The sequence below is a fragment of the Halomonas halmophila genome (assembly GCF_006540005.1).
In the GTDB taxonomy this organism is placed as follows: domain Bacteria; phylum Pseudomonadota; class Gammaproteobacteria; order Pseudomonadales; family Halomonadaceae; genus Halomonas; species Halomonas halmophila.
This window is the reverse complement of the sequence record NZ_BJOC01000036.1, coordinates 26,178-38,264: the sequence shown is the minus strand read 5'-3', so window position 1 is coordinate 38,264 and position 12,087 is coordinate 26,178. Positions and strand designations below refer to the sequence as shown.

Below are 12,087 nucleotides of genomic sequence, written 5' to 3'. Positions count from 1 at the left end.
GAACCGCCACTTACTGGGCTTCACTTGCTGACCTCTGACCTCTGACCTCTGACCTCTGACCTCTGACCTCTGACCTCTGACCTCTGACCTCTGACCTCTGACTTCTGACTTCTTCCCTCTACTTTCAGTAATTCGGCCAGACGCCGGGTGAGGCGAGTTCCAGCAGGTGGCCGTCCGGGTCGCGGAAGTAGAGGCTGTGACCGCCGCGTGTCCAGTGCGTCTGCCCCTCGATCTCGACGCCATGCCCCGTCAGGTGCTGTTCCCATTCCGCCAGCTCGTCGGCGCTGACGGCGAAGGCCATGTGCACGGGCCCGTTGCCGTCGTGGGGCGGGATGGTGCCCATGCTGTCGGGCAGCACCACGGTCTCCGTGGTCGCTCCCTGGAGAAACAGCAGCAGTATGGTGCCACCCCCGGCGTCGTAAGCGGTCATGCGCTGATCGGCGGTAAAGGCGGAGAGCCCCATGACTTCCTCGAAGAATTGACGGGCCCGCACCATATCGCCGACGTAGAGGGCCGTTTCCAGTACACCATCGAGTCGTGGCATGCCATGTCTCCCTGAATGACGTTTTGTGTCTACTCTCAGCCTAGCAGGCGTCCGCCTCAGTCCAGCCAGAACCACCAGACGATCAGCGCGATCAGGGCCAGGCCGAGGAGGTTGATGATCCAGCTCATGTGGCGCTCTCCTGTGTCGCGGTGGCGTCGCGCGGGGTGAACAGGCGCAGCCGGCTGGCGTTGCTGACCACGGTGATCGACGATAGCGACATGGCGACCCCGGCGATCATCGGGGACAGCAGGCTGCCGGTCAGCGGGTAGAGCACGCCGGCGGCGATGGGGATGCCGATCAGGTTGTAGCCGAAGGCGCCGGCGAGGTTCTGGCGGATGTTGCGCAGGGTGGCTCGGCTGATCTCGATGGCCGCCACCACGCCATGCAGCGAGTCGCGCATCAGGGTGACGCCGGCGCTCTCGATGGCCACGTCGGTGCCCTGGCCGATGGCGAAGCCCACGTCCGCCAGGGCCAGGGCCGGGGCATCATTGATGCCGTCACCGACCATGCCCACCAGCTCGCCCTGCTCCTGCAGGCGCTGGATCTCGGCGTGCTTGTCTTCGGGCAGCAGGTCGGCGCGGAAGTCGTCGATGCCCACGTCGCGGGCAATGGCCTCGGCGGTGTGGTGATTGTCACCGGTCAGCATGACCACCCTCAGGCCATCCTCGCGCAGCCGCTCGATCGCCGCCCGGCTGTCCTCGCGCAGCGGATCACTGATGCCGAAGAGGGCAGTCAGGCGGCCATTCACGGCCAGCATGACCACGCTGCGCGCCTGTTGCTGAAGGCGCTCGATGACGGCCGCGCCGGCGTCGAGCTCGACCCCTTGCTCCCTGAGCAGGCGTGCATTGCCCAGCAGCAGCTGGCCACCTTCCCTGGTGCGCGCCGTGACGCCGCCGCCTGTTACCGACTGGAAGTCGTGAATATCGGCGGCCTCAACCTTCTGCTGTTCGGTGTAGGTCAGCAGGGCGCTGGCCAGCGGATGTTCGGAGCCGCGCTCCAGCCCGGCCACCAGCGCGAGCGCGGTGGTCTCATCGCCGTCGAGGACCTCGGCCTCGGTGACCCTGGGCCTGCCCTCGGTGAGGGTGCCGGTCTTGTCGACCACCAGGGTGGTCAGTCGGCTGGCGGTCTGCAGGGCCTCGCCGCTGCGCACCAGGACGCCGTGCTCGGCGGCCTTGCCGATGCCGACCATGGTCGAGATCGGTGTGGCCAGGCCCAGGGCGCAAGGGCAGGCGATGATCAGAATCGTCGTGGCGGTGACCAGCATGTGAATCACCCGTGGCTCGGGTCCCAGGTTGAACCACACCAGAGCGGTAAGGACGGCGATGATCATCACCGCGGGCACGAAAATGCTGGAGATACGATCGGCCAATCGGCCAATCGGCGGCCGTGAATTCTGGGCGTTGGCGACCTGCTCGGTGATGCGGCCGAGGCGAGTCTCGGCGCCCACTCGAATCGCCTGATAGACCAGTCCTCCCTTGCCGTTGACGGTGCCGGCACTGACCTCATCGCCAATCGCCTTGGCCACTGGTGCCGGTTCGCCGGTGAGCATGGACTCGTCGACATGGCTGCTGCCGTCCAGTACCTCGCCGTCCACCGCGAAGCGCTCGCCGGGGCGTACCCGCAGGTGATCGCCGGCGCGTACCGCATCGATGTCGACCTCCTGTTCTTCGCCGTCACGGATCACTCGCGCGGTTCGGCTCTGCAGATCGAGCAGGCGTCGCAGGGACTCACTGGTCCTGCCGCGGGCGCGCAGCTCCAGGGCGTTGCCCAGCAGCACCAGGCCAATGACCATCGACGAGGCCTCGAAGTAGATGCCCCGTGCCGCTTCGGGCAGGGCGCCGGCGAAGGCCACCACCGCCATCGAGTAGAGCCAGGCGGTGCCGGTGCCCATGGCGATCAGGGTATCCATATTGGCCTGCCGGTGGCGCAGGTTCTTCCAGGCGTTGAGAAAGAAGTGGCGGCCGGGCAACACCATCACGGCCAACGTCAGCGCCCCCACCATCAGCCAGTAGAGGCGTCCGGCGCCGATCGGCTGAGGGTGAAAGAACAGCATGCTGAGCATCAGTGGCACGGCCAGAGCCAGCGCTCCGCCGGCACCGCGCATCAGGTGTCGATACTCGGCGCGGTCACGTTCGGCGCGAGTCTGCTCGGCCTGGCGCATGTCGATCACCGGCTCGGCGCCATAGCCGACGCCTTCCACGGCCGTGATCAGGTCCTCGGCCTTCGCCGTGCCGCTGACCTGAGCGGTGTGGGTGCCGAAGTTGACGCTGGCCGCGGTCACGCCCGGGGTCTTTTCCAGGGCGCCCTGCACGCTGCGCACACAGCCGGCGCAGGTCATGCCGGTGATCGACAGTCGCTGCGTAGTGCCGGCATCCGAGCGGTTCGTCGTCGGGGGGAGCTCGTCATCGGGGACTGCTGCCGCGTCGTTCTCACGTGCTCCGGGCGGGTAGCCCGCGTTTTCGAGGGCGGCATCCAGGGCCTCGCCGCTCAGGACGGTGGTGACCGTCAGCCGCTTGTCGGCGGGCTCGCCGTTGACTTCGGCGTCGGCGTCCTGCGCGTGGATGGCGTGACGCATGCGCCCGACGCAACCCTGGCAGCTCATGTCGGGAATCCAGCGCTCGAAGAGGGTGCTCATGAGGATACCTCCGACCGTGTTTCAGCGTCGCCCGACAGCGGCTCGGGGAAACTCTCGATCAGCCGGCACAGACTATGGCCATCCGGTGTGCCATCCGGCATCTCGGACCAGGCCGACAGCGCCTGCTCCATGCGCGCGGCCAGTTCCTCGAGTTCACGGATGCGGGCGCGGATCTGGGGTAGGCGCTCGGCCATCAGGTCTCGCACCAGCGGGCAGGGCGAATCGCCCTGATCGGCATGCTCGAGGATCTGATGGATCTCGGCGATGCTGAAGCCCAGGGTGCGGGCCCGCTGGATGAACTGTAGACGCTCCAGATCGGTGTGATCGAAGAGGTGATAGCCGTTGTGGGGATCCCGCTGCGGGTCCAGGAGCCCCTCCCGGGTATAGTGGCGCACCGTCTCGGCGGTGACGCCGGCCTTGCGAGCCAGTTCGCTGACTTTCATCTTGCCCTCGTCAAAGGATGGCGATGTCAGCAGTGTAAAACCTTTGGGTTACACAAAGGTCAAGCAAGGCCGGCGCGGAGTATCGCGGCGGGCTAGCCGTCGGCGCACGCCTGCACTCTGACCATGTGATAGCTGAGCGGCGGCAGTCGGCCTTGCAGCTTGTCCGCTGAGGTCGTGCCTGCGATGGCCAGGCCAGCGCCCGCGCTCGGACGGATATGCGTCGGCTGGGCCTCGGTGTTGGTGGCTTTCATGTCGCTGTGGTCGAGGGTCTGATGGTCCAGGATGCGGCAGTCGCTGAAGCCCTCCAGGGCGACATCGAGGTCGAGACTGTCATGCTGGTGGCGGTTGACCATGAACAGGCTGATCACGCCTTGTGGTTCGTCATGCACGGCGGCGACATCCAGGCAGGCCACGTCGCCCAGTTCGCCGGCCGGGTAGGTCGGGCTGTCCACCGCGAGTTGCAACGCCTTGCCGCGCCCGAAACGGGACGCGAAGTACAGCGGATAGAAGATGGTCTGGCGCCAGGCCTCGCCGTCATCGCTGGTCATGATGGGCGCGATGACGTTGACCAGTTGCGCAATGCAGGCAATGCGCACGCGGTCCGAGCGGCGAATGAAGGTATTGATCACGCAGCCGATCAACAGGGCATCCTCGACGTTATAGAGGTCTTCGAGGATGGGCGGGGCAAAGGGCCAGTCGCGCCCCTGCAGCACCTGTTTGTCCTGCTCGACACTGTGATACCAGACGTTCCATTCATCGAAGCAGATGTGGACATCCTTGCGCGAACGCTTCTTGGCCTTGATGTAGTCGATGACGCCGGCGATGGAGCCGATGTAGCGATCCAGCCTTTCGTTGAGGGCCAGATACTCTCCCAGGTTGTCGGCATGGTTGGTGAAGTACATGTGCAGCGAGATGTAGTCCACCGTCTCGTAGCAGTGATCGAGCACCGCCGCTTCCCACTCCGGATAGCTGGCCATGTCCGGATTGGAGGAGCCGCAGGCAACCAGTTCCAGGTCGCTGTCATAGGCCTTGAGGGCCTTGCCGGTTTCATTGGCCAGGTGGCCATATTCATCGGCGCTCTTGTGGCCGACCTGCCAGGGGCCATCCATCTCGTTGCCCAGACACCACATCCGCACATTCCAGGGTTGCTGGCGGCCATTCTTGATGCGCAGATTGCTCCAGGCGCTGCCTCCGGGGTGGTTGACATATTCCAGGTAGTTGCGCGCCGCATCGATGCCGCGCGAACCCAGGTTGATGGCCAGCATCATGTCGATGCCCGCCAGTTCACACCAGTCGGCGAACTCGTGAATGCCCACCTGGTTGGATTCGCGGCTGTGCCAGGCCAGATCGAGGCGCACCGGGCGCTCTTCCTGCGGGCCGATGCCGTCTTCCCAGTTGTAGGCCGAGACGAAGTTGCCGCCCGGGTAGCGCACGATGGGCGGCGCCAACTCCTTGACGAGTTCGAGGACATCGCGGCGAAAGCCGTTCTCGTCCGCGTCGGCATGATCCGGTTGGTAGATGCCCTGATAAATGGCGCGTCCCATGTGTTCCAGGAAGGCACCGTACAAGCGATCATCGATCTCGCTGATGACAAAATCGCGGTGCAGGGTGACGTTGCTGTTCATGTTATCTCCAGCGTCTAGTCCAGGTTTCGGGTCACGAAGGGGAGAGGGCGCTGTCAGTGGGCGCCGCAGTCTCGGTCGTGTCATTGACGTCTTTACGGGACTCCAGGTCGCGACGAATCTGGTCCATGGCCTTGTCGTCGAGGCCAAAGAACCAGAGGGCAATGCCCAGCACAAAGCTGATGGCCGCCGGAATGAGAGTCAGCATGATGCTGATGGCAGTCAGTGCGGCATCACTCTGCTGCTCCACGCCAGCCTGATAGCCACCCCAGGACAGCAGGAAGCCGATCATGCCGCCGGAAAGTGCCAGACCGAGCTTCAGGAAGAAAAGGTTGCCTGCGAAGGCGACGCCGGTGTTGCGGGTGCCGGTCTTCCACTCGCCATAATCTTCAGCATCGGCCATGAGTGCCCAGGAGATCGGCGTGCCGATGCCATGTGTAAAATTGATGAGCACGAACAAGATGGTGGCCAGGACGACGAAGCTACCCGGTGTCATGTAGAGAAGCACTGATGTCAGGATCAAGGCGCATGTGCTTGCCATGAACACGCTTCGCTTGCTGATGCGGTGGCTGAACCATGTCGAAAGGGCCGTCCCGGCAATCTTGCCGATCACACCGAGTGTTACGAAGGCCGAGATGCCGGTGGCGTCCAGTTTCAGCACATAGGTCGCGAAGTAGATTGCCGCGCCCTGCCGGAGAAAGAACTGCAATGCCTGAAGGAAGGTGATACCGAGGATGATCAGCCATTTTTCATTCTTGGCCAGTGCCTTGAGCGTTACCAGCAGTCCCTCCTGTTGAGTTTTTGGTGGTTGAATACGCTCTTTAACGGTCGTGAAGCAAAAGGCAAACATGGCCAATGCGATCAGCGACATGATCAACATGGCGGATTGAAAGCCTTGTGCTTCGTTGCCATCGCCCAGCCACTGGACAAGAGGCATCAGGCCGCTGTTCAGGATCAAGTAAGCGATACCCACCAGGATGAAACGATAGGACTGACAGGAAACGCGTTCCCTGTGATCGCTGGTGATCACGCCACCCAGTGCGCAATACGGGATATTCACGGCGGTATAGAGCAGCGACATGGCAAAGTAAGTGGCAAAGGCGTAGGCGATCTTGGCCGTGCCCGACCAGTCGGGGGTGGTGAACATCAGCACGCAGGCCGCCGAGAGCGGTACCGGCATGAATAGCAGATAGGGCCGGAAGCGGCCCCATCGGCTGCGCGTCTTGTCGGCCAGGGCCCCCATCAGAGGGTCGGTCACGGCATCCACGAAACGCATGGACAAAAAGATGGTGCCGACGACGGCGGGGGAGATGCCGTAAACGTCGGTATAGAAGTAGGAAAGGTACATGACCACGGCGGCGAATGTCATGTTGTTGCCGGCATCGCCCATGCCGAAGCCTATCTTCTCGATGATGCTGAGTCTTGCACTGCTCATGATGGGGGGCTCCGAGGGTGTTGTTGCTTGTTAGTGCCCCGAAGATTAAGCAGGGTTTTGTATAGCGTCTAATGCATGAGTTTTAACCTGGTGATATATATATCGTTATGTTTCTGCCAAAACCCCCGGCGATGGCGAGCCAAGATGTTAGCTTGAGAATTAATGCCATGACGAAAGTTGCATTTTCCTGCTTGCTTCGGCGTTGTCGGTAACCGGGGCTGACCCGACATGCAGGCAGGCCGCCGATATATCCGCCCCTGGAGAAAGGTTTTAACTTTCTGTTATTGAAGATATTTTAATAAGGTGTGACTAAAGTATGAGTGTGTTTTGCTTTAAAACGAACGTTTGGACTTGATCCTTGGTACGAGTTTCGCAAACACTGAAGTCATAAGACCGCCCCGCGGCTAGCGTCATAACAATCACCTATCACGTCTAGGGATGTCTGCTCATGCATAACAAGCTCAACAAACTCACCGTTGCCGTGACCCTGGTTTCCGCCCTGCTGGCGGCCAGTCAGGCTTCGGCGTCCGGTTTCCAGGTTCGTGAACAGAGTGCCAAGGTGCTGGGTAACGCCATGGCCGGTGCGGCGGCCGGTGCCGAGGATGTCAGTTACATGACCTACAACCCGGCGGCCATCGGCAATGCCGAGGGCACCCAGCTGGCTGGTGGCATCTCCTTTATCGATGCTCAGTTCGAGCTGACCGATGCGTCGGCGAGCCCGGCCGGCGTGCCGGCGGCGGTCGTCAGTTATGACCGGGGTGGCTCCCGCCAGGGCGGCGAGGAGGCATGGGTGCCGAGCTTCGCCTTCAAGACCGACCTCAATGAGCGCATGGATTTCGGGCTTTCGGTCTCGGCGCCCTATGGTCTGTCGACCGAGTACGACAAGGACTGGATCGGTCGCTATCACGCTATCGAAACGGACCTGCAAACCATCGATATTCAGCCGACCTTCAATTATCAGGCCACCGACCGGCTCGACCTGGCACTCGGCCTGCGGGCGCAGTACGCCGATGCCACTCTGTCCAATGCCATCGATCTCGGTGCGGTAGGCGCGCAAGCCAACCAGCTCCCGCCGACAGCGGTCGGTAAATACGATGGCATGGCCGAGGTGACCGGCGATGACTGGGGCTATGGCTACACCCTGGGGGCGCTGTTCCAGGCCACCGAGCAGACCCGGCTGGGTATCAGCTATCGCTCGGAAGTCGATCTGGAGCTGGAAGGCGACGTTCGCTACCGTTCCGACAATCCGACCGGCCAGCAGGTTCTGGCCGGGGCTCAGGCCATGGGGCGGCTGCGTGATGCCGGTGGCACGGCGGAGTTGACCACGCCGGCCAACATGAATCTGGGCATCTACCATGAGGTAAGTGACCGAGTGGCCTTGATGGCCAATGCTGAATGGACCGAATGGAGCAGCTTCGATGAGCTGGTCGTCGAGTCCGGCGGTCAGGAGCTCAGCACCACCGAGGAGAACTGGAACGATACCTGGGCCTTCTCGGTCGGCGCCAACTATCGGCTCAACCGGCAGTGGCTGCTGCGTGCCGGCCTCGGGGTCGACGAGTCGCCGGTGCCGGACGCCGAGCACCGCACGCCGCGCGTTCCGGATGCGGACCGCCGTTGGGCAACCCTCGGTGCGACCTGGATGCCGACCACCGACCTCAGCGTGACCGCGGGCTACATGCGGGTCTTCGGTGACGATGGCGATATCAACCAGTCCGGTGCCAAGCCGGAGAACGCCTCCCGGGGTGACCTCTCCGGCACCTATGAGGTCGACGCCAATGTCTTCGCCCTCTCGGTGGGCTATCGCTTCTGATCCCGATCGACTCTCGAATGGAGATGAGGAACCCCGGTTTGCCGGGGTTCGTTATTTTCGGGGCGCGGTAGGGTGACAGCCGCGGGCTTCGGCTCAGGCGGCATGGTCGACGAAGGCGGCGCGCATCAGTTCCCGGGTATAGGCCTCGCGCGGGTCGGCGAAGACGCTTTCGGTGGCGCCCTGTTCGACCACCACGCCATCCTTCATGACCAGCACGGTATCGGACAGGGCACGGACCACGGCCAGGTCGTGGCTGATGAAAACGTACGTCAGCCCGTACTTGTCCTGGAGGTGAAGCAAAAGCTCGATCACCGTGACCTGGACCGAGCGATCCAGGGCCGAGGTGGGTTCATCGAGCAGCAGGAAGTCGGGCTTGAGGACCAGGGCGCGGGCGATGGCGATGCGCTGGCGCTGGCCGCCGGAAAACTCGTGCGGATAGCGCTTGCGCATCAGCGGGTCCAGGGCGACGTCCTCCAGCGCCTCGATGACGCGGCGCTCGCGTTCCCGGCGGTCCAGCTCGGGGAAGTGCACTCTCAGTCCCTCGCTGATGATCTCGCCCACGGTCAGGCGTGGCGAGAGCGAGCCGAAGGGGTCCTGAAAGACCACCTGCATGCGTGAGCGCAGCGGACGCATCAGTGCCTTGTCGAAGCCCGAGATGTCCGTGTCCTCGAAGCGCAACTGGCCCTGGCTGTCGAGCAGCCGCAGCAGGGCGCGGCCCAGGGTCGACTTGCCGGAGCCGGACTCGCCGACGATGCCGACCGTCTGGCCGCGCTGCACGTCGAGCGTGATGCCACGCACGGCCTCGAAGACGTCGTCGGCCGCGAAGAGCCGCTTGCGGGTCGTGAAGCGCACCCGCATGTCCCTGGCCTGCAGCAACAGGGGCGCGTCCGCGGCCACCGGAGGCTTGTGGCCGTGTGGCTCGGCCTCCAGCAGCATGCGCGTGTAGTCATGTCGGGGGGCGGCGAAGACCTCGGCGGTGCTGCCCGACTCGACCAGTTCACCATGACGCATGACGCAGACACGCTCGGCGAACTGTCGCACCAGCCCCAGGTCGTGGGTGATGAAGAGGATGGCCATGCCATAGCGCCGCTGGAGGTCGCGCAGCAGCTCCAGGATCTGTGCCTGCACGGTGACGTCCAGGGCAGTGGTCGGCTCATCGGCAATCAGCAGGCGGGGCTCGCAGGCCAGGGCCATGGCGATCATCACCCGCTGGCGCTGGCCGCCGGAGAGTTCATAGGGGTAGCTGTCGATGCGGCGTTGCGCTTCGGGAATGCCCACCTGCTCGAGGAGTTCCAGCACGCGGGTGCGTGCGGCCTTGCCGCTCATGCCGCGATGCTTCTTCAGCACTTCGGCGACCTGGCGTCCGATGCGCTGCAAGGGATTGAGCGAGGTCATCGGCTCCTGAAAGATCACCGAGATGTCGTTGCCGCGCAGCTGGCGAATGCGTGCCGCCGATGCCTGTGCCAGGTCTTCACCGGCGAAGCGTATCCTCCCGGAGATCCGGGCCATCTCGGGCAGCAAACGCATCACGGCGGTGGAGGTGACCGACTTGCCGGATCCGGACTCGCCGACGAGTGCCAGGGTCTGGTTCTCGCCGATCGAGAAACTGACATCCTTGACCGCGGTGACGGGGCCCGTGGGCAGATCGAAGTCGACCCTGAGGTTGTCGATCTCGAGCAGCGGTGTAGTCATCTCGGCCTCCCCTGGCGTGTGGTGTCGAATGGTGTGGCTGGCACGGGTGTGAGGGAAACGCGCGGCTCAACGGGTGCGTGGGTCGAGGGCATCGCGCAGTCCATCGCCGAGGAAGTTGAGACAGAACAGGGTCACGGCGAGGAAAACCGCCGGCACGATCAGCATCCAGGGCGCGCCCTGCATGTTGCTGGTGCCCTCACTGATCAGCACGCCCCAGCTGGTGAGCGGCTCCTGCACCCCGAGGCCCAGGAAGGACAGGAAACTCTCCAGCAGGATCACCTTGGGCACGGTCAGGGTGACATAGATGATCACGGGGCCCACGGAGTTGGGGATCAGGTGGCGCAGCACGATCTTCGAGTCGCGGACTCCCAGGGCATGGGCGGCCTCGATGAACTCGCGGCGCTTCAACGAGAGCGTCTGGCCGCGCACGATGCGCGCCATGTCGAGCCACTCCACGGCGCCGATGGCGGCGTAGATCAGCAGAATGTTGCGGCCCAGCACCACCATCAGCAGGATCACCAGAAACATGAAGGGCAGCGAATACATGATGTCGACGAAACGCATCATCAGGCTGTCGACGCGGCCGCCCATGTAGCCGGCGATGGCGCCGTAGAGGACGCCGATCACCAGGCTCACCAGGGTCGCCACCAGCGCCACCGACAGCGAGATGCGGCCGCCGTGGAGGGTGCGGGTCAGCAGGTCGCGGCCATTGGCATCGGTGCCCAGGAAGTGATTGCCCTCGAGCGTCGGCGGGACACCGAAGGCGTTCCAGTCGACCTCGGCCAGCCCCCAGGGCAGCAGCCAGGGACCGACGACGCAGGCCAGCGTCATCACGCCCAGCATGACAAGGCTGGCCATGGCGGCGCGATTCTGACGCAGGCGGCGCCAGGCCTCACGGCCCAGGCTCTCGCCGGCGACGGTGGCGCTCCGGTCATCGGCGCTGGCGTTGGAAGAGGACGTCATGGCGCGCTCCGATCAGTCGTCATAGCGGATCTGCGGGTCGAACAGGGAATACAGCAGGTCGACGATCAGGTTCATCAGCACGATCAGCACGCCGTAGAAGACCACCGTGCCCATCACCAGGGTGTAGTCGCGGTTGAGGGCACCCTGGACGAAATAGCGGCCGATACCCGGCAGGCCGAAGATCTGCTCGATGACCACCGAACCGGTGATGATGCCGGCGATGGCGGGCCCCAGGTAGGAGAGTACCGGCAGCATGGCCGGCCGCAGGGCATGGCGCAGGATCACCTCATACTCCTGAAGCCCCTTGGCCCGAGCCGTGCGAATGTAGTGGCTGCCCAGCACCTCGATCATCGAGGCGCGCATCATGCGCGCCACATAGGCGATCTGCTGGATGGCCAGGGCCACCACCGGCAGGACCAGGTTGGGCAGGGCGCCGCCGTTCCAGCCCCCCACTGGCAGCCAGCCGAGTATCACGCCGAAAAACAGTGCCATCAGCGGGGCGATCACGAAATTGGGGATGGCGATGCCGCCCAGTGCCACGCCCATCAGGCTGTAGTCCAGGGCGGTGTTGCGCTTCAGCGCGGCCATCACGCCCATCGGCAAGCCCAGCAGCAGAGCCAGGCCGATCGCCAGGGCACCCAGCTCGAGGCTGACCGGAAAGCCCTGCATGATCAGCTCGGTGACCGAGAAGTCCTTGTACTTGAACGAAGGCCCGAAGTCGCCCTGCAACAGGTTGCCCATGTAGCGCAGGTACTGCATCCACAGGGGCTCATCCAGGTGATAGGCGGCCATTAGATTGGCTTCGATCTCCGGCGGCAGCTGACGTTCGCCATCGAAGGGGCCGCCCGGCGCTATTCGCATCAGGAAGAACGACAACGTGATGACGATCCACAGGGTCGGGATCGCCATGGCCAGCCGCTTGGCGATGTAGTTCAGCAAGGCC

At 63.8% G+C, this 12,087-nt stretch carries 9 protein-coding genes; 1 reads left to right on the top strand and 8 read right to left on the bottom strand.

Annotated elements, in window-relative coordinates:
- Positions 1 to 124 precede the first annotated feature (124 nt).
- From HHA01_RS12525 to HHA01_RS12505, 5 genes are all read right to left on the bottom strand, one after another.
- Complete coding sequence (locus tag HHA01_RS12525) at positions 125 to 544, bottom strand: VOC family protein (protein ID WP_141321211.1); 420 nt, start codon at positions 542 to 544, stop codon at positions 125 to 127.
- A 124-nt stretch (positions 545 to 668) separates the two neighbouring features.
- Positions 669 to 3,179 (bottom strand): heavy metal translocating P-type ATPase, encoded by a 2,511-nt coding sequence (locus HHA01_RS12520; RefSeq protein ID WP_141321209.1) that lies wholly within the window; start codon positions 3,177 to 3,179, stop codon positions 669 to 671.
- The gene (locus tag HHA01_RS12515) at positions 3,176 to 3,622 is read right to left on the bottom strand and encodes a MerR family transcriptional regulator (protein WP_141321207.1); all 447 of its coding nucleotides are present in this window, start codon (positions 3,620 to 3,622) and stop codon (positions 3,176 to 3,178) included. The genes HHA01_RS12520 and HHA01_RS12515 overlap by 4 nt, the downstream gene beginning before the upstream one ends.
- Positions 3,623 to 3,714: 92 nt before the next feature.
- On the bottom strand, positions 3,715 to 5,247 hold the full coding sequence (gene arfA, locus HHA01_RS12510) for an arabinosylfuranosidase ArfA (protein ID WP_141321205.1): 1,533 nt from the start codon (positions 5,245 to 5,247) through the stop codon (positions 3,715 to 3,717).
- Between the two features lie 31 nt (positions 5,248 to 5,278).
- Positions 5,279 to 6,679, bottom strand: coding sequence for an MFS transporter (locus HHA01_RS12505; RefSeq protein WP_141321203.1), 1,401 nt, complete (start codon positions 6,677 to 6,679; stop codon positions 5,279 to 5,281).
- 448 nt (positions 6,680 to 7,127) lie between these two features.
- On the opposite strand from HHA01_RS12505, the gene HHA01_RS12500 reads away from it, so the two are divergent.
- Positions 7,128 to 8,489 carry an OmpP1/FadL family transporter gene (locus tag HHA01_RS12500; protein ID WP_141321201.1) on the top strand — a complete coding sequence of 454 codons (1,362 nt, stop codon included), beginning with the start codon at positions 7,128 to 7,130 and terminating at the stop codon, positions 8,487 to 8,489.
- Between the two features lie 93 nt (positions 8,490 to 8,582).
- On the opposite strand, the gene HHA01_RS12495 is transcribed toward HHA01_RS12500, so the two are convergent.
- The 3 genes from HHA01_RS12495 to oppB all read right to left on the bottom strand — a co-directional run bounded on the left by HHA01_RS12495 (position 8,583) and on the right by oppB (position 12,083).
- Positions 8,583 to 10,181, bottom strand: a complete 1,599-nt coding sequence (locus HHA01_RS12495; protein WP_141321199.1) for an ABC transporter ATP-binding protein — start codon at positions 10,179 to 10,181, stop codon at positions 8,583 to 8,585.
- A gap of 66 nt (positions 10,182 to 10,247) precedes the next feature.
- On the bottom strand, positions 10,248 to 11,144 hold the full coding sequence (locus tag HHA01_RS12490) for an ABC transporter permease (protein WP_141321196.1): 897 nt from the start codon (positions 11,142 to 11,144) through the stop codon (positions 10,248 to 10,250).
- A 12-nt stretch (positions 11,145 to 11,156) separates the two neighbouring features.
- Positions 11,157 to 12,083 (bottom strand): oligopeptide ABC transporter permease OppB, encoded by a 927-nt coding sequence (oppB, locus tag HHA01_RS12485; protein WP_141321194.1) that lies wholly within the window; start codon positions 12,081 to 12,083, stop codon positions 11,157 to 11,159.
- Positions 12,084 to 12,087: the final 4 nt, after the last annotated feature.